Raw genomic sequence first — 23,977 nt, forward strand, 5'->3', positions numbered from 1 at the left:
TGGCCGGATTAAGGGGGAATTAACCTTCTTTTTCAATCAATAGCGCTTCTAGCAAATCCAAATCATGCAGCAATTTTTGTAGGGTTTCGTTACTGATTTTCTGCGTGGCGCGCAAGTGATACAGTTCGCCACGCTCCGCCCGCAGGGCCGTTAAGCGAAAGCGCCGCTCCAGATTTTCGATGAGTAATGTGTTTTCAATTTCATCTTTACTGCCTGTGCGTCGTCGTAAAGTCCCAATGACGCGAGAGCTAACCTCTTTCAGCAATTCCGGATCGATATTCTCCTCACTGCTGGCAGCCAGGCGCTCTTCCATCTTATTCAAGCTGACAATCGCCACTTCCGCCGCTGCCGCTCGCGCCAAACGAACTTCTTCGCGGCTGACACTCTTATCGGCCACAATCACACCACGCAATAAGGGTGGCAATGCAATAACCCCGACAATGACCGACAGTAAAATCACGCCAGTGGCGATAAACACCAATTGGTAGCGGGATGGGAAGGCCGAGCCATCACTGAGGAATAACGGAATGGACAGTACACCTGCCAGCGTAATTGCCCCTCGAACCCCAGCGAATGACGCGACCCACAGTTCACGAGTCGTGTAGTTACTGAATTCTAATGGCCGCTTCATCAGCAAGCGCTTACTGATTTTCTTCATCGACCACAGCCAGCCGAAGCGCAACACCAGCAGTGCGCCATAAATAATGGCAACATCGGCAAACAGATTCCAGGTTTGGATAGTCGGGTCTAATTCAGCCTGCACAATCGAGGTTTCAAGAATCCCCGGCAATTGCAGACCTAGCAGGATAAACACCATGCCGTTGAACACAAACTCCAACATCGACCATACGCTGTCGGCGCGTAACCGCATCGTCAGTGGGGCATTACGAATCACACCAGACTGGCTGATAGTCATGCCCGCAGCAACGGCGGCCAAAATGCCGGACACACCAATATGCTCTGCAATCAAGTAAGAGGCGAACGGCAATAACAACAGCAACACAATTTGTGTTGCCGGGTCATCACCACTCCAGCGGCTCATCAGGCGCAGCGACTTACTGTATAGCCAGGTAACAGCTACACCGGCCAACAAGCCCCCAATGGCGACTTTCAGGAATTCCAGCGTAGCACCGGAAACCGTAAACACCATGGTGCCCATGGCAACGGCAATAGCAAATTTCAGCGCCACCAGACCAGAAGCATCGTTCATCAATGCCTCCCCTTCCAGTACGCCCATAATTGATTTAGGGATTCGCCCTTTCCCCACGATACCGGACAGCGCCACGGCATCGGTGGGCGACAATACTGCCGCCAGAGCAAAGGCGGCAACCAGCGGGATGCCCGGCACCATCCAGTAAATCAGGTAACCGATACCGACAACCGTGACCAATACCAAGGCCAAGGCCAGACCAAAGATTTCCCGCCCATGATGAATAAACTCCCGTGTCGGTGTTTTCCAACCATCGGCAAACAGCAGCGGTGGAATAAACAGCACCAAGAATAATTCTGGGTCAAAATCGACATGCAAACCAAAGTGGGGGAAAGCCAATAAGGCACCACAAACAATTTGCATCAATGGGAGGGGGATTTGAAACGGCAACATCCGGGTGACAACGCCGGAAAGCGACACCACCAAAATAAGGATGAGGATTGTAAAAAAGATTTCCATGCTTTCCTTAGACTCAACTCAACTCAACTCAACATAAACCTGACCGCCTCCCCCCGTAGATAGGGTCGGAGCGTAGCTTCTGATAGTAGATCAATTCTTTATGAAACGGGGAAAAAATCAGTTACTGATTGCAGGAAAACAAAGAAAGTAGGGATATTAAAAAGAGTGACGGCATCGGGAGCAGATTAATCCCGATGCCGGTAAAGACTCACAACTTAAATTGCCCAACCGCCAGCATAGAATGCCACCAGCGCCACGGCAATAATCACAGTACCAAGGTTCAATTTACGCCATTCACCGGAGCAGATACGCCCAATCACCAGTGAACTGAAGCCCAACATAATACCGGTAACAATATTACAGGTCAGCACGATAAACACAGCACAGAGTAAACCGGACATCGCATCAACAAAATCGTCGAAGTCCAATTTAGAAACATTGCTCAGCATCAGCAAACCGACGTACATCAATGCGGGAGCCGTCGCATACACCGGAACCAAATAGGAAAGCGGCGAAAGGAACAAAATCAGCAAGAACAGAATACCGACGACAGTCGCGGTCAGACCGGTTTTGCCGCCTGCCGCAGTACCGGCCGCAGATTCAATGTAAACCGCCGCAGGAGCCGCGCCCACTAAACCGGCGAAGATGCTGCTGACGGAGTCAGAAGTCAGTGCTTTGCCGCCACTGATAATCTGGCCGTCTTTATCCAGCAAGTTTGCCTGCCCCGCGACCGCACGGATGGTTCCGGTGGCATCAAAGACCGCCGTCATCACCAACGCCAGCACACTTGGCAATACCACAGGCTTCAGCGCGCCCATAATATCAAGACTGAAAATCAATGAGTTACCATTAGCATCTGCCAGACTTGGCATGGCGAACAGCCCTTGGTAAGTCACACTTGGGTCAAAAATCAGGCCAATAATAGAGATGGCGACAATCACCAACAGAATACCGCCCGGCACCCGCAGCTTCTCCAGACCGAAAATCACCGCCAAGCCCAATAACGTCATAATGACGGGGAAGGAGGTAAATGCGCCCAGCGCTACCGGCAAACCTTCAATTGGGTTTTTGATAACCAAGCCGACACCATTGGCGGCAATCAGCAGCAAGAACAAGCCGATACCAATACCGGTGCCGTGTGCTACGCCCATTGGTAGATTACGCAATATCCATGAGCGGATACCCGTGACGGAGATAATGGTAAACAGTACCCCCATCAGGAATACTGCACCCAATGCCACAGGAATACTGATGTGTTGGCCCAATACCAAGCTAAAAGCAGTAAACGCCGTCAATGAAATGGCGCAACCAATCGCCATCGGCAAATTTGCCCACAAGCCCATCAGCAAAGAGCCTAAGCCTGCAACCAGACAAGTCGCAACAAACACAGCGGTTGGCGGGAAGCCGGCTTTACCTAACATGCTCGGCACGACGATGACCGAATAGACCATCGCCAGAAAAGTCGTCAGACCGGCCAGCACTTCCTGGCGTACATTACTGCCACGTTCACTAAGCTTGAAAAACGCATCAAGCGAACCCTTCGGCTTGACTGCCTGGTTCGCTTGAGGATTGGTGCTAGACATGGTTATGTCCCCTGTGTGTCAATTTAAAGTAGTCAATAAGCCACACGCCCTTCCAATACGTAATCGTTTCCGTCCCTGCCGATTAACTCGTCAATTCCCCCAACGCCGATATGACGGAGAAAATAGCAAACGATTAGCTGGAAACACGCATGACTGAAAAAAATCGAAGTTTAGGGCAGATGAAATTCAAGGCAAACGATTATCTAGCTATTCACAGCGACTAATCAACATCAGAAAGCGATATTTAATGCATTTTCTTACATTAATTTGTCTGGGCGCATTTATTGTGGGGCGAAACGAAAGTGTGAGCAGCCTCACACTCGTTTTCTTGGCTGGGGTATCAGCTTGCTAACTTGAAGGCACCGCCCTTTTCAACCGCCTGTTGATAAGCTGGGCGCTGATGAATTCGCACTAAGAAATCTTGTAGTTTTGGGAACCCCTCGAGGCCGCCACGTGCATTTATGGCCTCAATAGGAAAACTCATCTGAATATCTGCGGCACTAAAATCACTACCCGCAAACCACTGATTTTTCGCTAAATGCTGTTCCAGATAATCTCGATGGGTGGCGATTTGCTTATTCAGATAACTTTTCTGCACTCCATCACCTAATGCCTTGGCGACTGGGCGGATGATCCACGGGACTGGCGGCCCACCGAAGCGGCTGAAGATAAGTTTCATTACCAGTAGCGGCATCAATGAACCTTCAGCGTAATGCATCCAGTAACGGAACTGCTGGCGGTCATAGTGGCCGGTGGGCTTAAACAAGCCTTGTGCATCATAGGTTTCCTGCAAATACTCAATGATAGCTCCCGACTCCGCCAGGGTCAGATCTCCATCAGTAATCACGGGTGATTTCCCCAATGGATGGATTTTTTTCAATTCAGGTGGTGCCAGCAAGCTACCGGGATCGCGCTGATAGCGCTTCAACTCATACGGGACTTGCAACTCTTCCAGCATCCACAAGATACGCTGTGAACGCGAATTATTCAGATGGTGAACAATGACCATATCAAGCTCCATATGATGAACATCAGAGTATTGATTATAGTGATAAAAGAATATTTTGGTTTATGAGGTTGCCAACGGTATATGAAGCAGGCAACCCAATGATAACAGAGGATTTAAAATCACCGCCCACTGGGAGGGATTTAACGGGACAATAAAAAACCCTGCCGAGGCAGGGTTTGATTTTTATCGCCGATACTATTGCGGTTCTTAGCCCTAATGGGATCAGAACGGGATATCGTCGTCGAAATCCATTGGTGGCTCATTGCCGCCTTGCGGCTGTGCTGCTGGTGCAGATTGAGCCGGGCGTGAAGTCTGGCCGCCGCTGAACTGGTTGCCACCTTGTGGCTGTTGAGGTTGACCCCAACCGCCCTGCGCGCCGCCCTCTTGTGACGCACCACCACCTGCCGGAGCACCGCCGCCTTGACGACCACCCAGCATTTGCATAGTGCCGCCAACGTTCACAACAACTTCAGTGGTGTACTTCTCAACACCAGCCTGATCTGTCCACTTACGGGTTTGCAATGCGCCTTCAATATAAACCTGAGAACCTTTACGCAGATATTCACCAGCAACTTCTGCCAGTTTGCCGAACAGCACGACACGGTGCCATTCCGTCTTTTCTTTCTGCTCGCCGGTTGCTTTATCACGCCAGCTTTCGGAAGTGGCCAGGGTGATATTGGCAACAGCTCCGCCATTCGGCATGTAGCGGACTTCCGGGTCTTGGCCCAAATTCCCGACCAAAATCACTTTGTTTACGCCTCTGCTGGCCATGTGAACTCTCCTGATGAAATAAATTTTGTGCAGTATAAACGACTAAGTTTAACACGCTAACGACCAAACGACACAACTGATCATAAGTGCGAAATGTATTGCAGATTTATCGTAATAACAGTCTTGATTGCACTCAGATACTGGATATCCATTCAGGTTTTTTTGTGTCATAATTATTCGTTTCGTACTGGCTGTGTCCTTTTTTGGCGTGACAAAGTACGCCGATTTATTGCTTTTTACCTTTGTTTTTTAAGGTAAAAAAATGAGAAAGACACGGTGAGAGGCTCAGTTTACATCCGGGAAGTGTTTGAATGGATAATATCGAAGTTCGGGGCGCTCGCACCCATAATCTTAAGAATATCAACCTGATTATCCCGCGCGACAAACTGATTGTTGTCACCGGTCTATCGGGTTCAGGCAAATCCTCACTGGCTTTTGATACCCTGTATGCCGAGGGGCAACGCCGTTATGTTGAGTCTCTTTCCGCCTATGCGCGCCAATTTCTATCGCTGATGGAAAAACCGGATGTCGACCATATTGAAGGTCTCTCCCCGGCTATCTCCATTGAGCAAAAATCGACCTCTCATAACCCGCGATCCACCGTGGGTACCATCACTGAAATCCATGATTACCTGCGCTTGCTGTTCGCCCGTGTCGGTGAGCCGCGCTGTCCGGATCATGATGTGCCGCTGGCGGCGCAAACCGTCAGTCAGATGGTGGATAACGTCATCAGCCAGCCGGAAGGCCGCCGCTTGATGCTACTGGCCCCGGTGGTAAAAGATCGCAAAGGCGAACATACCAAAACGCTGGAAAACCTGGCGATGCAGGGCTACATCCGGGCGCGGATTGATGGTGAGGTTTGCGATCTGTCCGATCCGCCAAAATTAGAGCTGCAAAAGAAACACACCATAGAAGTGGTGGTCGACCGCTTTAAAGTTCGCGAAGATCTGGCGCAGCGCCTGGCAGAATCATTTGAAACTGCATTGGAGCTATCCGGCGGGACTGCCGTGGTCGCCGATATGGACGATCCTCACGCCGAAGAGCTGTTATTCTCCGCCAACTTTGCTTGCCCAATTTGCGGCTATAGCATGAGTGAGTTAGAACCGCGTCTGTTCTCCTTTAACAACCCAGCCGGTGCTTGCCCAACCTGTGACGGCCTTGGCGTGCAGCAGTTTTTTGATCCAGACCGTGTGCTGCAAAACCCCGAACTGTCACTGGCGGGTGGCGCGATTCGTGGCTGGGATCGCCGTAACTTCTATTACTTCCAAATGCTGCGCTCACTGGCTGATCATTATAAGTTTGATATCGAAGCGCCATTTGACTCGCTGGATACGGCGATACAGAAAGCCGTGCTCTACGGTTCCGGCAAAGACACCATTGAATTCAAATACATTAATGACCGCGGTGATACCACCGTGCGCCGCCATCCTTTCGAGGGTGTGCTGCACAATATGGAGCGCCGTTATAAAGAGACGGAATCCAGTGCGGTGCGCGAAGAGCTGGCGAAATTTATCAGCAATCGCTCCTGTGCCTCATGCCACGGCACGCGTCTGCGCCGAGAAGCGCGTTATGTTTTTGTCCAAAACACCACGTTGCCAGAGATTTCCGAACTGAGCATTGGCCACGCACTGACCTTCTTCCAGAATATGAAACTGAGCGGTCAGCGGGCGCAGATTGCCGAGAAAATACTGAAAGAGATTGGCGACCGGCTGAAGTTCCTGGTTAACGTTGGGCTAAATTACCTGTCATTGTCGCGCTCGGCAGAAACCCTGTCCGGCGGCGAGGCGCAGCGTATCCGCTTAGCCAGCCAGATTGGTGCGGGGCTGGTTGGCGTGATGTATGTGCTGGATGAGCCATCCATTGGCTTGCATCAGCGTGATAATGAGCGTTTGCTGGAAACATTGATTCACCTGCGAAATCTGGGTAATACCGTCATTGTGGTGGAGCATGATGAAGATGCTATCCGTGCCGCCGACCATGTGATTGATATCGGCCCAGGTGCGGGCGTACATGGTGGTGAAGTGGTCGCAGAGGGCACGGTTGACGACATTATGGCCGCCCCTGAGTCATTGACCGGCCAGTTCCTCAGCGGCAAGCGGGAAATCGCGATTCCGGCGCAACGGGTCGCCGGTGATCCGAGCAAAGTATTGAAACTGATTGGGGCCAGCGGCAACAACCTGAAAGATGTCACGTTAACACTGCCTGTCGGGCTATTTAGCTGCATTACCGGTGTTTCTGGCTCCGGGAAATCGACCCTGATCAACGATACCTTATATTCCATCGCCCAAAGCCAGTTGAACGGCGCTACCACCAACGAACCCGCACCCTACCGCGAGATTCAAGGACTGGAGCATTTCGATAAAGTTATCGATATCGACCAAAGCCCGATTGGCCGGACTCCGCGTTCTAACCCGGCGACCTATACCGGTATCTTTACGCCAATTCGCGAGCTATTTGCCGGCGTACCCGAATCGCGCACTCGCGGTTATACACCGGGCCGTTTCAGCTTTAACGTCAAAGGCGGCCGCTGCGAAGCCTGTCAGGGCGACGGGGTGATTAAAGTTGAAATGCACTTCCTGCCGGATATTTACGTGCCTTGCGACCAATGCAAAGGCAAGCGCTATAACCGCGAGACGCTGGAAGTTAAATACAAAGGTAAGAGTATTCACGAAGTGTTGGCGATGACAATCGAAGAGGCGCGCGAGTTCTTTGATGCTGTTCCAGCATTGGCGCGTAAGCTGCAAACCTTGATGGATGTTGGCCTGTCATACATTTGTCTGGGCCAGTCAGCCACCACCTTGTCAGGTGGGGAAGCGCAGCGCGTCAAATTGTCACGCGAACTGTCAAAACGCGGCACTGGCCAGACGCTGTATATTCTGGACGAACCCACCACCGGTTTGCACTTCGCTGATATTCAGCAACTCTTGGCGGTGTTACATCAGCTGCGCGATCAGGGCAATACTATTGTGGTTATTGAGCATAATCTGGATGTTATCAAGACCGCAGACTGGATTGTCGATTTGGGGCCAGAAGGTGGCAGTGGCGGGGGTGAAATTTTGGTTTCCGGCACTCCTGAGACCGTTGCCGAATGCGCAGCATCACATACGGCTCGATTCCTCAAACCGATGTTAAAACGTAAATAGAATATCAGGCTAGCACTCTGGGGCAGGAAATTATCTGTCCCAGAGGCTCTTTTTAGCCCTCAGACCACCAACTCCTGTTTTCTGTGCTCTGGTAACCCTTGGAATACCAATTGATAAGAGCGGTCAATTAACGAATAGAACTGTGAGTTCGGTAATTTGCCATCCAGAAACACCGTGTTCCAGTGCGCTTTATTCAAGTGTTCACTCGGCACGATCTCCGGATGTTGCTCTCGTAGGCTTTCGGCCAATTCAGGGCTGGTTTTCAATGAAATAGAGGGGCGTCCGCCTGTCTCACCCACCATAGCAAACATCACATCTGCCACTTTAATCTGATTTGCCTGCCATTCCTCATGGTCGCTCTGCTCTGCCCCCGGTTTGGACATGCAGTATTCCAGTAATGCCGAATTATTCATGGGGATATCTCCTATCATAGGCCGATGCCGTCTCGCGAAAGGGCCTCATAAGTTTTTTATTCCATAAAAACTTCATTTCATCAGTTACAGCAACATACTGAATTGCTAGCTTGCGCCTATAACAATAGATTTACTGTGAGCGATGAATGATCGTTTGGCATGTATCTACCACATCAATTAGTATATTCTTTAATCAATTTACAGCCATCAGCCGTGGGAAAAACTAGCGGGATGTGGAGATAAGTCGCGGAAAAGTGGGGAAAAAAATAATAGAAAAAGGCGATATTGCTATCGCCTTAATGTAAATAATACGACATCCAGATTACTGCACTGCAGCAAAAGCCGCGGCAACGCGCTGAACATTACTGTGATTAACACCCGCCATACACATCCTGCCGCTGGCAATCAGATACACACCAAACTCTTCACGCAAGCGCTCCACCTGAGCGGCACTAAAACCGGTATAACTGAACATGCCGCGTTGTTGCAGCAAGTAATCGAAATTACGATTCGGTAATGAGGCTTTCAACGCGTCGACCAAAGTGCTGCGCATTTCAATAATACGCAGGCGCATTTGCTCCACTTCAGCCTGCCATTGTGCCCGTAATTCAGTGTCATGCAGCACTTTAGCAACAACCTGCGCACCAAAGTTTGGTGGGCTGGAATAGTTACGGCGGACAGTTGCTTTCAATTGCCCTAATACACGGCCCGCAGCTTCTTCACTTTCACACACGACAGACAAACCGCCGACCCGCTCGTTATACAAGGAGAAGATTTTAGAGAAGGAGTTACTGATCAAGCAGGGCAATTCTGCTGCCGCCATCGCGCGGATAGCATAGGCATCTTCATTCAATCCGGCACCAAAACCTTGATAGGCGATATCCAAGAATGGGATAAGATCCCGGCCTTTAGCCACTTCAATCACTTGATCCCATTGTGTATTTGTCAGATCCGACCCCGTTGGGTTATGGCAACAAGGGTGTAATAACACGATACTTTTGGCCGGTAACTGCTGGAGTGTCGCTAGCATTTGGTCAAACTTCACGCCCAATTTGTCGTTATCAAAATACGGATAGGTATTCACTTTAAAACCTGCGCCACTAAAAATAGCAACATGGTTTTCCCAAGTGGGATCACTGACCCAAACCTGTGAATCGGGGAAATAATGATTCAGAAAATCAGCACCGACTTTCAATGCACCAGAGCCACCCACGGTTTGGATTGTCGCCACCCGCTTGTGTTGCAATATGGGATGTTCTGCGCCAAATAACAGCTGCTGGATAGCACTACGATAAGGTTGCAGACCTTCCATCGGCAAATAGACGGGTGTTCCATGTGGCTGAGCACTTAATTGCGCTTCGGCAGCTTTGACTGCCTGCATCAATGGGATCTCACCCTGCTCATTATAATAAAGCCCAATACTCAAATTCACTTTATGTGCGCGGTTATCGGCTTTAAAACTTTCCATCAGCGACAGGATCGGGTCACCTGCATAGGCGTCAACATTTTGGAACACGGTGCTGCTCTCCTTTATCGATAATTATTGTCTACACCCTAAATCATTCGCGTTCCAGGGAGACGGCAACTCAGCCATTGGGTCACGGGCATAGTCAGTGACTCAAATGAGCGAAAGCTGCCAGCACATCTGCAATTTGAATTACGATGAGTATAGTTAGCAGCTTACCTTATTCCCCCAGATATTCCATCGCAACACGGGAGGTCAGCTTAGTAATCAATTCATAGGCGCTGATACCGGTGCGCGCGGCGATTGTCTCAACCGGCAATTCAGCCCCCCACAGCAACACTTCGTCACCGACTTTATCCGTGGCATCTGGCCCCAAATCAACGGAAATCATATCCATTGAAACCCGGCCAACAATGCCGACCTCACGGCCATTGAGCCACATTGGTGTACCTGAAGGGGCGCTACGCGGATATCCATCACCATAACCAATCGCCACCACACCCAGCCGGGTATCCCGCTCACTAATCCAAGTGCCGCCATAGCCCACAGGTTCACCGGCTTTGTGCTCACGAACAGCAATCAGACTGGATTTCAGTGCCATCGCGGGTAACAGATCAAAATGGCTGGCATAGGGCTCATCCATCGGTGAAACACCATACAGAATGATACCGGGGCGAACCCAATCACGGTGCGATTCTGGCCACAGTAAAATACCGCCGGACGCCGCAATAGATTGCTTACCGGGCTTATCGGCAGCAAAAGTATCAAAGCAATCAAGCTGCTGGCGGGTAGTGTCCACTTGCGGTTCATCCGCTCGGCTAAAGTGGCTCATGATATTGACTGGCTGAATGACATTGCGGCACGCGCTTAAGCGCTGATAAAAAGCCTCCGCATGTTCTGGGCGAACTCCCAGACGGTGCATACCGGTATCCAGTTTCATCCAAACATTAATTGGGGCGGAGAGATTAGCGGCTTCCAGCGCTTCCAGTTGCTCAATGCTATGTACTGCAGTTTCAATGCGGTTGGCCACCAGAATAGGCAAATCTTCGGCAGCAAAAAAACCTTCCAACAACAAAATCGGTTTGACAATTCCGCCAGATCGCAGCATCAGCGCTTCACCAATCCGCGCCACCCCGTAGCAATCGGCATCCTGCAAGGTATGCGCTGTTTCTAATAATCCGTGGCCATAAGCGTTTGCTTTCACAACTGCAATCAGGCGGCTTTGCGGTGCCATGCGCCGAACCTGTTGCAAATTATGTCGCAGAGCGCGGCGGTCGATGACTGCTGTTGCCGCTTTCATTTCTTATCCTTAATTATCAATTTAATACCCAAAAAAATGGGTACTGCCGGAAGGCAGCATCAAACTCGAAGGGGATATTTATGACTCGCTATTCGTCGTCGTATTGTGGGCCAGCATAGTTATCAAAGCGTGACCATTGACCATTAAATTTCAACCGCACTGAGCCAATCGGGCCATTACGCTGTTTACCCAAAATAATCTGTGCAATCCCTTTCTCATCACTGTTTTCGTGATAAACCTCATCACGATAAATAAACATGATTAAGTCAGCATCCTGCTCAATAGAACCCGATTCACGTAAGTCGGAGTTTACTGGCCGCTTATCAGCACGTTGCTCCAAACTACGGTTAAGCTGAGACAGCGCCACCACGGGCACTTGTAATTCTTTCGCCAAGGCTTTCAAAGAACGTGAAATTTCGGCGATTTCCAAGGTGCGGTTATCCGAAAGCGACGGCACCCGCATCAATTGCAGGTAATCGATCATAATCAGACTCAAGCCGCCATGTTCGCGGAAAATACGCCGCGCGCGGGAGCGCACTTCAGTTGGGGTCAGGCCGGATGAGTCATCGATATACATATTGCGTTTTTCCATCAATATGCCCATGGTGCTGGAAATACGCGCCCAATCCTCATCATCCAATTGACCAGTACGAATGCGGGTCTGATCGACATGTGATAAAGATGCCAACATACGCATCATTATCTGATCACCTGGCATCTCCAAACTGAAGATCAACACCGGTTTTTCCTGCATCATCGCGGCGTTTTCGCATAAGTTCATCGCAAAGGTGGTTTTCCCCATCGATGGACGCGCCGCGACAATGATTAAATCTGATTTCTGCAAGCCGGCCGTCTTTTTATCTAAATCAGTAAAACCGGTTGAAACCCCGGTGACACCATCATGTGGCCGTTGATAGAGCTGCTCAATGCGTGCAACAGTGGCTTCGAGGATCTGATCGACACTTTTCGGCCCTTCATCTTTATTTGCCCGACTTTCTGCAATCTGGAACACTCTAGATTCGGCCAGATCCAGTAGATCTTCACTGCTGCGCCCTTGGGGATCATAACCGGCATCGGCTATCTCATTGGCGACAGAGATCATTTCGCGGACAACTGCACGTTCACGAACGATATCTGCATAAGCGCCGATATTCGCAGCACTTGGCGTATTTTTGGACAATTCTGCCAGATAGGCAAAGCCGCCTACCGATTCCAAATCACCTTTTTGTTCCAGTGACTCGGATAAAGTGATCAAATCGATCGGCTTGCTGTTTTCCAGCAAGCGCTGCATTTCAGTAAAGATCCGGCGATGTGGGCGACTGAAAAAGTCCTTGCTGGCAACGCGCTCAGAGACGTTATCCCAGCGCTCATTATCCAGCATCAAACCGCCCAACACGGACTGCTCTGCCTCCAGCGAATGAGGCGGGAGTTTCAGCCCTTCCATCTGGCGGTCTCGTGGCTCTGTCATATTGTTGGTTGGTTTTTTTGCTGCCATGAAAAGTGTTCTTTACCTTTGTTGCGAAGAGGAAAATGACGAATAAAAAATACAGTGGCTTAGTATACGCGATGATATCCGACGGGTAATTATGAATTCCCTATTACTTATCGGTATTAGCAAGATACTGACTCCTGATGTAGAACTCTATAAGGTAAAAATACACCTATTCCTAGGAGCTAGCATGGCAAAACATATTCAATTTAGCACCACTGGCGGGCCGGAAGTGTTGCAATATCTCGATTTCACACCTGTAGATCCCGCGGCACATGAGGTTCAGGTCGAAAATAAAGCCATCGGCATTAACTACATTGATACCTATATTCGCAGCGGCCTATATCCACCGCCGCAGTTTCCAAGTGGCCTGGGCACCGAAGCCGCAGGGGTGGTGACTAAAATTGGTTCCGCAGTTAACACCATCAAAGTTGGGGATCGGGTGGTATATGCCCAATCAGCCCTTGGGGCTTACAGTGAAATCCATAATGTCGCCGCAGAAAAAATTGCATTACTTCCTGAGCAAATATCTTTTGAGCAAGCGGCAGCTTCATTCCTTAAAGGGCTGACAGTCCAATATTTATTACGCCAAACCCATGAAATCAAACCCGGCGAAGTCTTCTTATTCCATGCCGCCGCGGGAGGGGTCGGGTTGATTGCCTGCCAATGGGCAAAAGCACTGGGGGCGAAACTGATTGGTACCGTCGGCTCCGATGAAAAAGCCGAATTAGCCAAAGCTAACGGGGCTTGGGCCACCATCAACTATCGCAAAGAAAATATCGCCGAGCGAGTGGTGGAGCTGACCCACGGCGAGAAAGTGGGCGTGGTGTATGACTCAGTGGGGAAAAGCACCTGGCTGGACTCATTAAATAGCCTTAAACGCAGGGGTTTAATGGTCAGTTTTGGCAATGCTTCCGGCCCAGTGACTGGGGTCGACCTTGCCATACTGAACCAAAAAGGCGCGTTATATGTTACCCGTCCATCCCTTAACGTCTATGTCACGAATCGACAAGAGCTGGAAAGTGCCAGTCATGAGCTATTTTCATTGATTATCAGTGGAGCAATTAAGGTGGATGTGGCTCAAGCTCAGCAGTTCCCACTGAGTGACGCGCGCCGCGCCCATGAAATATTAGAAAGCCGCCAAACAACCGGTTCTAGTTTATTGATCCCATAATTTTCATACTAATAATGGATAGCTTAATATGGCTATCCATTATTTAAATTAATTCTTATTAAAAAAGTTATTTACTATTACTTTAGGACAATTGACAGCAGTATCCTGATTGCTCTCACCACACTATCTATATATCCTCAATTTGTAATATTTCAGCAACGTTATTCATTACATACATTACATTCATTGAGGTTTTAATTATGCATAATTCAGAAACTAATAGAGATATAAAAACACTTTTGAACGCTTTTTATTGTGACAATAAAATAAGCAATGAAGAAGTACAGATACTGCGGGATTTTGCCGACGAACGATTTGATTTGTTACTGAATGAATTCGGTAAAAACAATAACTTATCTGCATTTCAAAAATCTGCCGACGTTACTGTCCAATTAATGCAACAAAGCTTTTTTGATCTAAAAAAGAAATGTAAAGACGAAGAGGAAAGTAAAATCATCAAGGAAGCGTTTGTCGCTCAAATAGCTTATATTATTGCTAACTATAATAGATTCTTCACTAATATCTAATCTTTGACTATTTTACTTCTATAACGCCTTATTTAGCCTTACAAATGATGAATATTTAATCATTCGCCTTACACTATAAAAGTAATAATCAGAGCCTCTATTATTCGAGGCTCCGATTATACTGTTTCTTTGATACATTTGTAGGGGTACAGCAGAGTATTCTGTCAGAGTTATGTTCACTTAAATGAACGTGCCGTTTATACAGCTATTTTCCTCTAACAGAGGATGAAAATGTGATACCAAATCGTATCGGATAGTATCCTAACAAGCCAATTTAGGAAAAAACACGTTTTTCTAACAATTTGCGCCACTAAACTTTCAGCCTGTGATCGCCCCCGCAAGAAAGTAAAAATTTAATAACGTCGAATCGCCGGTTTCTGCATTGAGCGCCATATCCAGACCACCACAACGGCCAAAATCAACCATGGCAACAGCTTAATCATCATCACAAATAAGCCGCCTAGCATCATAAAGGCCGCGGCCACCAACAATGCGGCAAAAATGCCCAACAAGGAGATGCCGGTCGCCATCAACATGATGAAAAAACCAATAACAAAGAGAAGTTCGAACATGGCTGGCTCCTTAATAATTGTTTAAGTCTCGCCATCACATCATTAAATACAATGATGTAGACAAAGAGTTTATTAAGAGTGTTACAAGAAACGTGCCAATTTAAATAAAATAGCTAACAGATTGAATTTACTAATTATAGATAAAATAATCTTGTCAGGGAAACCAGCAGACATGGCCAATCTCACTAACTTTTAGTTAATTTACTACACTATTATACCCAAATCATTGGAATTGCAGGTCAGCAGCCAGTGAGCGCATCCCGAATCACTTACTCAAGTAAGTGATTCGGGTAAGTTAGCGCAGCTAACCCCCTGCTACTTCAAGGACGGGTCACCAACGCCAGCGCCTGCTCGACCACAGAAACATCCGCGCCGGGTTTGTGGGCATTCTCACTCAGATGACGACGCCATTGGCGCGCGCCGGGGATCCCTTGGAAAATACCCAGAATATGCCGGGTTATATGACCTAAATAAGCACCGCGCGACAGTTCTTGCTCAATATAAGGATAAAGAGCTTCGATAGCTTTGACGCTGTCGACCACTGGCGCATTCGGATCAAACAGTTCGCGATCCACTTGCGTCAAAATACTCGGGTTTTGATAAGCTTCGCGCCCCATCATCACCCCATCAACATGTTTGAGATGTTCTTTAGCTTCGGTCAGTGTTTTTACACCCCCATTAATCGCGATAGTCAGGGCCGGAAAATCACGTTTTAGCTGATAAACTCGCTCATAATCCAGCGGGGGGACTTCGCGGTTTTCTTTTGGGCTCAATCCTGAAAGCCAGGCTTTGCGGGCATGAATAGTGAAAATATCACACTGACCTTGTTCAGCCACGGTTTGCACGAATTCACACAAAAACTCATAACTATCCAACTGGTCAATCCCAATACGGGTTTTGACCGTTACCGGAATAGAAACCACATCGCGCATAGCTTTGATACAATCAGCGACCAAGCTGGCTTCCGCCATCAAACAGGCACCAAAACGGCCATTTTGCACCCGATCAGAGGGGCAACCGACATTGAGGTTTATTTCATTGTAGCCGCGAAGTTCCGCCAATTTGGCGCAATGAGCTAAAGCATGCGGATCACTGCCACCGAGCTGTAATGCAACCGGATGGTCTTGTTCGCTGTAAGCCAGATAGTCGCCTTTACCATGGATAATTGCACCCGTGGTGACCATCTCGGTATATAACAAAGTCTGTTTGGTTAACAAACGATGAAAGTAACGGCAATGGCGATCTGTCCAATCGAGCATCGGCGCGACGGAAAAACGCTGTAGGGGATAATTGCCTTTAAATTCGCTTGTAGCGGCGGTTACGGCTGAATGTGTGAATGTGTTATTTTCGTGCATTCTGGGTCATTTTGTCGTGTTCTATGTCAGCCCTAGACAGTCCCTGATAGATGGATACTGATAGAGGGTAAGGGAAAATCATGACCTACTATAGCATAGAAAAACACCCTCGCGCCGATGCCACCGGCGCGCTGTGTCCTGAAAAACCTTAATAAGGCCTTATCGCGGTAGCTTTTGGTAAACGTCCTCAAGAACTAATCTCGCGCCCGCATTAGACAAGTGGTTTCCATTATTGTAGAGCCCGCCATCTTTATTAATAATTAAACAACGGTTATCACGGCATAAACTATCAACCGGTTTGATAATAATCAGATTAGGGTTTGGTGTGAGATAGCTATCGAGTGTTTCACCCAAGCTGAGTGCAGCATAATAACCTTTTGTTCTTTTATCATATACTTTATTAATATGGGAGTTCGTCATATTTAGCAATCTAAAATACTCTATTTTTACATCAGTACTAATGCTAGGTATTGGGTATATCACAACGACTCGGTGCCCTAAAGAAAGTAACTTGTTAATATTCTCAGCAAAAGATTCCCAAACTAAATCCTTACCAACAACAGGCTTGCCATTCAATTCCTGACCGCCCTCTTCCACCACATTAACATCTTTAAACTGAGCATAATTAGCTGCAATTAGGAATGTTTTTTTATCTGTGAAATTATTAATTACCTGCCAACGTTGACGATTAATTCCGGGGCACTCAGGGGCAGTACCAAACCATAATTTCTCAGAGACAAATGAACATTGTTCATATGTTAAGGATATGATGCCATGGCCTGTTGCTGCTAATTTATTCTGTAATGCATATTCAAATGATGCGACATAACTGTCACCAAGAACAACCCAACTTTCATCACCAAACCTACATGCTTCCAGGGGACTTCTATTTATGCACTCAATTGTTTTCTCACCCGAAAAATAATTTGCATCTTTAGTCTTTCCCATTAGACGCCTAAACTCAGGGACTTTAAAATCCTCATACATTTTTTTGGCTAAAGGAGACATTAAACTGTCGGTCTGATCAGCAGAGCTGTTCTTAACTAATACAAATACTGAAAACACGATTAAAATTATCGCTGATACGGTCATCGAGATCAATTTCCAGCGGGAGAGTTGTTTTTTCCTAAATGGTTTTTCAATGACATAAAAAGATAATATGGATAGAGCTATTGATAATAAAATCAATATGATGGATATGAAAGTGCTAATTTCGCCTATTTTAATTCTATAAAAAACAAATAATGGTTGATGCCAAAGATAAATAGAATAAGATATCGCCCCGATAAAAATCATTGGTTTAAGTGATAAAAAATAAGAGGCGGCATCTTTCTCACGAGAGAATAATACTATTAGGCAAGTCCCTAACACAGGTATTAATGTAATGACGGATGGATGCAGCATTCCATCATCAATAAATACAATAGACAAAATTATTAAGATAAACCCCACTATAGGGAGTGTTTTATAATAAAACTTACTAATATTAAGCTTGTTTTCTAAAATAATAATAGCAACAATACTTCCCGCCATCAGTTCCCACATTCTACTCGGTAACATATAGAATGCAAAGTTGGGCTGGCGGTAGGCTAAAATGTTAGACAATACTAATGAGAGCAAAAAAATGAAACATATTATAGTTAGTTTTTTATCTTTAAATCTCTTAAATAACCAGATGCATAAAAAAGGGAAAATAAGATAAAATTGCCACTCGACAGACAAACTCCAAGTATGCAGCAATGGTTTATATTCACTGGAATCTGATACATAAGTATCCTCACCAAAAAAATATAAATTAGACACAAAGAACAAAGATGCCAATAATGTTTTCACATAAACAACAAGACTATCAGGCAATAAAAAATAAAAGGCCAAAACAGAAGATAATAACAACACAATAATCATTGCTGGCAGTATTCTTTTTATTCTTCTAATAAAAAAATCTTTTAAAGAAAAAACACCAGTATTCATTTGTGAAAAAATTATTGTTGTGATCAGGTAGCCAGATAATACAAAAAACATATCTACACCAAGGAAACCGCCCTTGAATACCTCATAACCGAAAAGTGAAAATTTAACGTGATATAAAAGCACGGATATCACTGCAACAGCCCTTAAACCATCTAACTCCGCCCTGTACTTTGTGATATCAGAAGACATTCTCATCTCTACAAAAAATAGTTTATTTATTTTCCCATAGCAAAAGCCCTTTTACAATATCCTAACAAACGTAGATTGTAAAATACCATTACTTTGAGTCATTTATACATCCTGATTTTTTATTGGCGTGGGCATTAACACTGCTTGAAAGTTTTACTTTTAATTAATTTAACCTCAAAACAGACGCCAGTGGTTTAATCTCAGAATATGTCAATAAAGGGATATTGAGCAACAGGTTAATATGATAAAATCTGTTCCATTCAAATACTGCGGGATGAAATCATGAAGCCAACCAACCTGGAAAAGCTGCTTGCTCAGGCTGAAAGTCTGTGCCAACAACGTAACGTCCGGCTGACACCGCAGCGTCTTGAAGTATTACGCTTAATGGCAGAACAACCTGGCGCAATCAGTGCTTATGATTTATTGGACCTGCTCCGAGTTTCCGAGCCACAAGCTAAGCCGCCCACTGTTTACCGCGCATTAGATTTTTTGCTGGAGCAAGGGTTTATTCACCGCGTCGAATCAGCCAATAGTTACGTATTGTGTCATCATTTTGAAGAGCCAACTCATACCTCTGCGCTATTTATCTGTGATCGCTGCAAGATTGTGACTGAACGCCCCACGATCGGCATTGAAGAAGCTCTGGCGCTGTTAGCACAACAATCTGGTTTTACCCTACGCCATAGCGTGGTAGAAGCCCATGGTTTATGTACTGAATGCGGGAAGGTCGAAGCATGTGAAAGTCACGATCATTGTGATCATGACCATTCTATTGTAATAAAAAAGAAATAACTCTGGCGGATAATAATCTGACTACCGGTAGAAAGTCGGTGGGTTATACATTGTCTGAAGATATGAAAAATTAGAATACTTAAAAAGTAACGCATATTAAATACGACACATCCATGTGTCACATCGATATAAAATTATAAATAAACAGAATGTTTTTATCATTAACACTCTCTTTTATTTCATCGTAACAACCATGTGAAAAAGTATATTAATACTTCACATTCTATAAGTTGAAAGGTTCGATTAATTTATATCGATATTAGGTTAATTCCATTTAACGCTGCTACCAGCGATATTTGCTGTGGTCTTCCCAAGCTTTAACTTCTTTCTCGGCTTGCTCTTTTTGATAGCCGTATTTCTCCTGGATTTTACCCACCAGCTGGTCACGCTTACCTTCAATAACCGTCAGGTCATCATCAGTCAGCTTACCCCATTTCTCTTTCACTTTACCTTTAAACTGCTTCCAGTTACCGTCGGCTTGATCTTTATTCATAATATCTCCGTCAACTTGGTTTTTGGATATGTTTAATTTAATACGGCAAGTAATTTCAATTTATAAATATTTTATTTATATTAGTCATTCTCAGACATAATTTAAATATTATTGCTTCGCTTACCGTATGAATAACTATAGCAGAGGATGCTGACAATTAAAGTCTAATTGATATTAATCACTGCTATTAGGGCAATAAATTAAAAATAAAAATAAATAATATGCAGTTAAAACAGTAGGTAATAGCTTATTATCGGAATGCTCTCAAACTAAATAGGCTAAATATTATGAGGGTTAAAAGAGTCATATACCCTTCTTGTCGAAGGGTATATGTGTAGCATTAAAATCAGATCCAGTCGCCATTGCGGATAACACCAACAGCTAGCCCTTCAATAGTGAAATTTTGCTCACGCAGATCGACGACAATTGGCTGGAACTCACTGTTTTCTGGCAGAAGCTGTACGATATTACCCTGTTTTTTCAGGCGTTTTACCGTCACTTCATCATCAATACGCGCAACGACCACTTGCCCATTACGCACATCCTGAGTTTTATGCACCGCCAACAAGTCACCATCCAGAATACCAATATCTCTCATCGACATCCCATTAACCCGCAGCAGAAAATCTGCACTCGGCTTAAACATGGCAGGGTCGACTTTATAATGCCCTTCGATATGCTGCTGCGCTAACAGTGGCTCACCTGCCGCGACTCGGCCAATCAGTGGTAAGCCGTCTTCCTCTTCCATCAACAGACGGATGCCACGGGACGCGCCGGAGACAATCTCAATAACACCCTTACGGGCCAGTGCTTTTAAATGCTCTTCAGCGGCGTTAGGAGAGCGGAACCCCAGACGCTGCGCAATTTCGGCACGGGTCGGTGGCATACCTGTTTGCGATAAGTGATCGCGCACAAGGTCGTAAACCTCTTGCTGCCTGGTAGTAAGTGCTTTCATTCCGCCCCCTGTTTGTTTATACAGTCTTGCTGTGAGTATATACAGCTATGCGGGTGTTGGGAACCAAAGAGTGAATAAAAACAGGGATTAATCACTGTTTACATCAACAGCGTTGTTAGCCGTATTTTTAACCGACATATTGCCAGAGCACGGTTATCCATATAAAGAGCGCCAACATGATGGCCAAAAACACAGCGGCAGACCCCATATCTTTGGCTCGGCCCGACAATTCATGGAATTCACTGCCGATGCGGTCCACCACAGCTTCAATCGCACTATTAATGACTTCAATAATGATCACTAACACCACGCTCGCGATCAATAAAATGCGCGCGATAGCATCTACATCCAGCCAGAAGGCCAGTATGATAGCGAGTATGGCAGCCACAGATTCTTGGCGAAATGCGGCTTCATTTCTCCAGGCTGCAACTAAGCCTTTCACAGAATAACCGGCTGCTTTATAAACTCGGGTTAATCCTGTTGATTGATTTGCCATATTTTATTGCCTTTATCTTAAGTTAATGATGATTTTTGCCGCTTTCTGTTGTCTCATCACCACAGATCTCAAAACCAGTTTCTGGTATCCTTGCGACGAATTGCTAACAAGAGGCTTCATGTAGTTATGTCAGGTTGGCGTAAAATATATTACAAGTTACTGAATTTACCGCTAAAAATGCTGGTAAAAAGTAAGGTTATTCCGGCAGATCCTGTGACTGAGTTAGGGTTAGACCCGTCTCGTCCTATTCTGTACGTTTTACCTTACAATTCTAAGGCTGATTTGCTGACTTTGCGAGCGCAGTGTCAGGCGCAGGATTTGCCCGACCCATTGATTCCATTGGAAATCGATGGCGTGCAACTTCCCAGCCATGTCTTTATCGATAACGGCCCACGGGTGTTTCGCTATTACGCCCCTAAACAGGAATCAGTAAAGCTATTCCACGATTATTTGGATCTGCATCGCAATAACCCGGAGCTGGATATCCAAATGCTGCCGGTTTCGGTGATGTTTGGTCGCTCTCCGGGCCGTGAAGGCCATGGAACGCCACATCTGCGCGTACTAAACGGCGTAGAAAAATTCTTTGCCGTATTGTGGCTGGGGCGCGATAGCTTTGTGCGTTTTTCGACCACAGTATCACTGCGCCGGATGGCCCGTGAGCATGGTACTGACAAAACTATCGCCCATAAACTGGCACGCGTAGCGCGGATGCACTTCTCACGTCAGCGCCTGGCCGCGGTTGGCCCGAGTCTGCCGGCCCGTCAAGACCTATTCAAAAAGCTGTTAACATCCAAAGCGATTGAAAAAGCGGTCGCAGATGAAGCCCGTACCAAGAAAATCTCCCATGAGAAAGCGCAACAAAACGCCATTACACTGATGGAAGAAATTGCCGCCGACTTCTCGTACGAAGCAGTGCGTCTGTCCGACCGAGTGTTGAGTTGGACATGGAACCGCTTGTATCAAGGGATTAATGTCCATAATGCAGAGCGCGTGCGGCAGTTGGCGCAGGATGGTCATGAAATTGTCTATGTGCCTTGTCATCGCAGCCATATGGACTACCTGCTGCTCTCCTATGTGCTTTATCACCAAGGGCTGGTACCGCCGCATATTGCTGCTGGTATTAACCTTAATTTCTGGCCTGCTGGCCCGATTTTCCGCCGTTTAGGTGCTTTCTTTATCCGCCGGACCTTTAAAGGCAACAAACTCTACTCAACAGTGTTCCGTGAATATCTGGGTGAATTATTCACCCGAGGCTATTCAGTAGAATACTTTGTTGAAGGCGGGCGCTCACGAACTGGCCGTCTGCTGGAACCCAAAACTGGCACCCTGTCGATGACAATACAGGCCATGTTGCGCGGCGGCTCACGCCCAATCACGTTAGTGCCCATTTACATCGGCTACGAGCATGTGATGGAAGTAGGAACTTACGCCAAAGAGTTACGGGGCGCGACCAAAGAGAAAGAGAGTCTATTGCAGATGCTGCGTGGTTTGCGCAAGCTGCGCAATCTCGGTCAGGGCTATGTCAACTTTGGTGAACCAATCCCGTTGACCACCTATCTCAACACTACTGTGCCGCAGTGGCGTGATGCTATCGACCCTATTGAAGCACAGCGCCCAAGTTGGTTGACTCCAGCTGTGAATGATTTGGCCGGTAAGATTATGGTCCGAATTAACAATGCGGCAGCCGCCAATGCTATGAATCTGTGTTCCACCGCATTGTTAGCCTCACGTCAGCGCTCACTAACCCGCGAGCAGTTACTGGAGCAACTCGATTGCTACCTGCAACTGATGCGCAATGTGCCTTATGCGAAAGATGTCACTGTGCCGGACAAAACGCCGGAAGAGTTACTTAATCACGCCTTGAATATGAATAAGTTTGAGGTGGAGAAAGACACTATCGGTGACATTATCATTCTGCCACGGGAACAAGCCGTGCTGATGACCTATTATCGCAATAATATCCAGCACTTACTGATGCTGCCATCATTGATTGCCAGTATGGTGATGTACCATCGCCGTATTACGCGCGCAGAATTATTGCGCCAAATCGGCATGATTTATCCAATGTTGAAAGCCGAATTGTTCCTGCATTACAGTAAAGAACAATTACCACAAACACTGGATACATTGGTGGATGAACTGGCTCGCCAGCAGTTGATTTGCGATAAAGGGAATGAGTTGGTGCTGAATCCGGCCCGCATTCGCCCACTGCAATTACTGGCCGCCGGTGTACGCGAAACTCTGCAACGCTATGCCATTACGTTGTCGTTACTCAGTGCAAACCCCAGCATCAACCGGGGGGCGCTGGAGAAAGAGAGCCGTATTATGGCGCAGCGCTTGTCTGTTCTGCATGGGATTAACGCACCGGAATTCTTCGATAAAGCTGTGTTCTCAACCTTGGTGGGCACATTGCGCGAAGAGGGCTATATCAGTGATAGCGGTGATGCCATTCAAGAACATACGCTGGAAGTTTACAACATGCTGAGTGCGTTGATGACACCGGAAGTGAAGCTGACGATTGAAAGTGTCAGTATGCCGGCTGAAACCAATAATCTACTGCCTGAACCCGAGGCAGAGGATAAAGAAGAGAATTAATGCCTCGCAGCACTAA

Annotated in this window: 19 protein-coding genes; 5 read left to right on the forward strand and 14 right to left on the reverse strand. The window is 46.7% G+C overall.

Annotated elements, in window-relative coordinates:
* Positions 1-19: 19 nt before the first annotated feature.
* The 4 genes from F0T03_RS19420 to ssb1 all read right to left on the reverse strand — a co-directional run bounded on the left by F0T03_RS19420 (position 20) and on the right by ssb1 (position 5,032).
* The gene (locus tag F0T03_RS19420; protein WP_145554686.1) at positions 20-1,669 is read right to left on the reverse strand and encodes a Na+/H+ antiporter; all 1,650 of its coding nucleotides are present in this window, start codon (positions 1,667-1,669) and stop codon (positions 20-22) included.
* A 215-nt stretch (positions 1,670-1,884) separates the two neighbouring features.
* On the reverse strand, positions 1,885-3,252 hold the full coding sequence (locus tag F0T03_RS19425) for an NCS2 family permease (RefSeq protein ID WP_145554685.1): 1,368 nt from the start codon (positions 3,250-3,252) through the stop codon (positions 1,885-1,887).
* 340 nt (positions 3,253-3,592) lie between these two features.
* Positions 3,593-4,261, reverse strand: coding sequence for a glutathione S-transferase family protein (locus tag F0T03_RS19430; protein WP_145554684.1), 669 nt, complete (start codon positions 4,259-4,261; stop codon positions 3,593-3,595).
* Between the two features lie 222 nt (positions 4,262-4,483).
* Complete coding sequence (gene ssb1 / locus F0T03_RS19435; protein WP_004876410.1) at positions 4,484-5,032, reverse strand: single-stranded DNA-binding protein SSB1; 549 nt, start codon at positions 5,030-5,032, stop codon at positions 4,484-4,486.
* 311 nt (positions 5,033-5,343) lie between these two features.
* Here ssb1 and uvrA point away from each other — a divergent pair, with 311 nt between their 5' ends.
* Positions 5,344-8,175: an excinuclease ABC subunit UvrA gene (uvrA, locus tag F0T03_RS19440; RefSeq protein WP_145554683.1), complete on the forward strand. Its 2,832-nt coding sequence runs from the start codon at positions 5,344-5,346 to the stop codon at positions 8,173-8,175.
* A 59-nt stretch (positions 8,176-8,234) separates the two neighbouring features.
* On the opposite strand, the gene F0T03_RS19445 is transcribed toward uvrA, so the two are convergent.
* The 4 genes from F0T03_RS19445 to dnaB all read right to left on the reverse strand — a co-directional run bounded on the left by F0T03_RS19445 (position 8,235) and on the right by dnaB (position 12,848).
* The gene (locus tag F0T03_RS19445; RefSeq protein WP_159680173.1) at positions 8,235-8,588 is read right to left on the reverse strand and encodes an MmcQ/YjbR family DNA-binding protein; all 354 of its coding nucleotides are present in this window, start codon (positions 8,586-8,588) and stop codon (positions 8,235-8,237) included.
* 322 nt (positions 8,589-8,910) lie between these two features.
* On the reverse strand, positions 8,911-10,104 hold the full coding sequence (locus F0T03_RS19450) for an amino acid aminotransferase (protein WP_159680176.1): 1,194 nt from the start codon (positions 10,102-10,104) through the stop codon (positions 8,911-8,913).
* 169 nt (positions 10,105-10,273) lie between these two features.
* Positions 10,274-11,353 (reverse strand): alanine racemase, encoded by a 1,080-nt coding sequence (gene alr / locus F0T03_RS19455; protein WP_159680178.1) that lies wholly within the window; start codon positions 11,351-11,353, stop codon positions 10,274-10,276.
* An 88-nt stretch (positions 11,354-11,441) separates the two neighbouring features.
* A complete protein-coding gene (dnaB, locus tag F0T03_RS19460; protein ID WP_145554679.1) occupies positions 11,442-12,848 on the reverse strand; it encodes a replicative DNA helicase in 1,407 nt (468 codons plus the stop codon).
* A 184-nt stretch (positions 12,849-13,032) separates the two neighbouring features.
* Between dnaB and F0T03_RS19465 the strand changes: the two genes are divergently transcribed.
* Together F0T03_RS19465 and F0T03_RS19470 are read left to right on the forward strand one after the other, a co-directional pair.
* Complete coding sequence (locus tag F0T03_RS19465) at positions 13,033-14,016, forward strand: quinone oxidoreductase (RefSeq protein ID WP_159680180.1); 984 nt, start codon at positions 13,033-13,035, stop codon at positions 14,014-14,016.
* A 200-nt stretch (positions 14,017-14,216) separates the two neighbouring features.
* Positions 14,217-14,543 carry a hypothetical protein gene (locus F0T03_RS19470; RefSeq protein WP_159680182.1) on the forward strand — a complete coding sequence of 109 codons (327 nt, stop codon included), beginning with the start codon at positions 14,217-14,219 and terminating at the stop codon, positions 14,541-14,543.
* 353 nt (positions 14,544-14,896) lie between these two features.
* Here F0T03_RS19470 and pspG read toward each other — a convergent pair whose 3' ends face one another.
* The 3 genes from pspG to F0T03_RS19485 all read right to left on the reverse strand — a co-directional run bounded on the left by pspG (position 14,897) and on the right by F0T03_RS19485 (position 18,630).
* On the reverse strand, positions 14,897-15,115 hold the full coding sequence (pspG, locus tag F0T03_RS19475; protein ID WP_145555906.1) for an envelope stress response protein PspG: 219 nt from the start codon (positions 15,113-15,115) through the stop codon (positions 14,897-14,899).
* A gap of 320 nt (positions 15,116-15,435) precedes the next feature.
* Positions 15,436-16,470 (reverse strand): tRNA dihydrouridine(20/20a) synthase DusA, encoded by a 1,035-nt coding sequence (gene dusA / locus F0T03_RS19480; RefSeq protein ID WP_159680185.1) that lies wholly within the window; start codon positions 16,468-16,470, stop codon positions 15,436-15,438.
* Between the two features lie 159 nt (positions 16,471-16,629).
* Complete coding sequence (locus F0T03_RS19485) at positions 16,630-18,630, reverse strand: acyltransferase family protein (RefSeq protein WP_159680188.1); 2,001 nt, start codon at positions 18,628-18,630, stop codon at positions 16,630-16,632.
* Positions 18,631-18,912: 282 nt separating this feature from the next.
* On the opposite strand from F0T03_RS19485, the gene zur reads away from it, so the two are divergent.
* Positions 18,913-19,422 carry a zinc uptake transcriptional repressor Zur gene (zur, locus tag F0T03_RS19490; RefSeq protein WP_159680191.1) on the forward strand — a complete coding sequence of 170 codons (510 nt, stop codon included), beginning with the start codon at positions 18,913-18,915 and terminating at the stop codon, positions 19,420-19,422.
* Positions 19,423-19,705: 283 nt separating this feature from the next.
* Here zur and F0T03_RS19495 read toward each other — a convergent pair whose 3' ends face one another.
* The 3 genes from F0T03_RS19495 to F0T03_RS19505 all read right to left on the reverse strand — a co-directional run bounded on the left by F0T03_RS19495 (position 19,706) and on the right by F0T03_RS19505 (position 21,366).
* Complete coding sequence (locus F0T03_RS19495) at positions 19,706-19,915, reverse strand: CsbD family protein (protein ID WP_004391853.1); 210 nt, start codon at positions 19,913-19,915, stop codon at positions 19,706-19,708.
* 346 nt (positions 19,916-20,261) lie between these two features.
* Positions 20,262-20,870: a transcriptional repressor LexA gene (lexA, locus tag F0T03_RS19500; protein ID WP_145555902.1), complete on the reverse strand. Its 609-nt coding sequence runs from the start codon at positions 20,868-20,870 to the stop codon at positions 20,262-20,264.
* Positions 20,871-20,997: 127 nt separating this feature from the next.
* Positions 20,998-21,366 carry a diacylglycerol kinase gene (locus tag F0T03_RS19505; RefSeq protein WP_159680193.1) on the reverse strand — a complete coding sequence of 123 codons (369 nt, stop codon included), beginning with the start codon at positions 21,364-21,366 and terminating at the stop codon, positions 20,998-21,000.
* Between the two features lie 126 nt (positions 21,367-21,492).
* Here F0T03_RS19505 and plsB point away from each other — a divergent pair, with 126 nt between their 5' ends.
* A complete protein-coding gene (gene plsB, locus F0T03_RS19510; RefSeq protein WP_145555900.1) occupies positions 21,493-23,961 on the forward strand; it encodes a glycerol-3-phosphate 1-O-acyltransferase PlsB in 2,469 nt (822 codons plus the stop codon).
* Positions 23,962-23,977 lie beyond the last annotated feature (16 nt).

This window comes from Yersinia canariae, assembly GCF_009831415.1.
GTDB lineage: Bacteria > Pseudomonadota > Gammaproteobacteria > Enterobacterales > Enterobacteriaceae > Yersinia > Yersinia canariae.

Excerpts from the sequence above, each read along its gene's own strand:
- F0T03_RS19420 (WP_145554686.1), bottom strand. The coding sequence starts at position 1,669 with ATGGAAATCTTTTTTACAATCCTCATCCTTATTTTGGTGGTGTCGCTT.
- F0T03_RS19425 (WP_145554685.1), bottom strand. The coding sequence starts at position 3,252 with ATGTCTAGCACCAATCCTCAAGCGAACCAGGCAGTCAAGCCGAAGGGT.
- F0T03_RS19430 (WP_145554684.1), bottom strand. The coding sequence starts at position 4,261 with ATGGTCATTGTTCACCATCTGAATAATTCGCGTTCACAGCGTATCTTG.
- ssb1 (WP_004876410.1), bottom strand. The coding sequence starts at position 5,032 with ATGGCCAGCAGAGGCGTAAACAAAGTGATTTTGGTCGGGAATTTGGGC.
- uvrA (WP_145554683.1), top strand. The coding sequence starts at position 5,344 with ATGGATAATATCGAAGTTCGGGGCGCTCGCACCCATAATCTTAAGAAT.
- F0T03_RS19445 (WP_159680173.1), bottom strand. The coding sequence starts at position 8,588 with ATGAATAATTCGGCATTACTGGAATACTGCATGTCCAAACCGGGGGCA.
- alr (WP_159680178.1), bottom strand. The coding sequence starts at position 11,353 with ATGAAAGCGGCAACAGCAGTCATCGACCGCCGCGCTCTGCGACATAAT.
- dnaB (WP_145554679.1), bottom strand. The coding sequence starts at position 12,848 with ATGGCAGCAAAAAAACCAACCAACAATATGACAGAGCCACGAGACCGC.
- F0T03_RS19465 (WP_159680180.1), top strand. The coding sequence starts at position 13,033 with ATGGCAAAACATATTCAATTTAGCACCACTGGCGGGCCGGAAGTGTTG.
- F0T03_RS19470 (WP_159680182.1), top strand. The coding sequence starts at position 14,217 with ATGCATAATTCAGAAACTAATAGAGATATAAAAACACTTTTGAACGCT.
- pspG (WP_145555906.1), bottom strand. The coding sequence starts at position 15,115 with ATGTTCGAACTTCTCTTTGTTATTGGTTTTTTCATCATGTTGATGGCG.
- dusA (WP_159680185.1), bottom strand. The coding sequence starts at position 16,470 with ATGCACGAAAATAACACATTCACACATTCAGCCGTAACCGCCGCTACA.
- F0T03_RS19485 (WP_159680188.1), bottom strand. The coding sequence starts at position 18,630 with ATGTCTTCTGATATCACAAAGTACAGGGCGGAGTTAGATGGTTTAAGG.
- zur (WP_159680191.1), top strand. The coding sequence starts at position 18,913 with ATGAAGCCAACCAACCTGGAAAAGCTGCTTGCTCAGGCTGAAAGTCTG.
- F0T03_RS19495 (WP_004391853.1), bottom strand. The coding sequence starts at position 19,915 with ATGAATAAAGATCAAGCCGACGGTAACTGGAAGCAGTTTAAAGGTAAA.
- lexA (WP_145555902.1), bottom strand. The coding sequence starts at position 20,870 with ATGAAAGCACTTACTACCAGGCAGCAAGAGGTTTACGACCTTGTGCGC.
- F0T03_RS19505 (WP_159680193.1), bottom strand. The coding sequence starts at position 21,366 with ATGGCAAATCAATCAACAGGATTAACCCGAGTTTATAAAGCAGCCGGT.
- plsB (WP_145555900.1), top strand. The coding sequence starts at position 21,493 with ATGTCAGGTTGGCGTAAAATATATTACAAGTTACTGAATTTACCGCTA.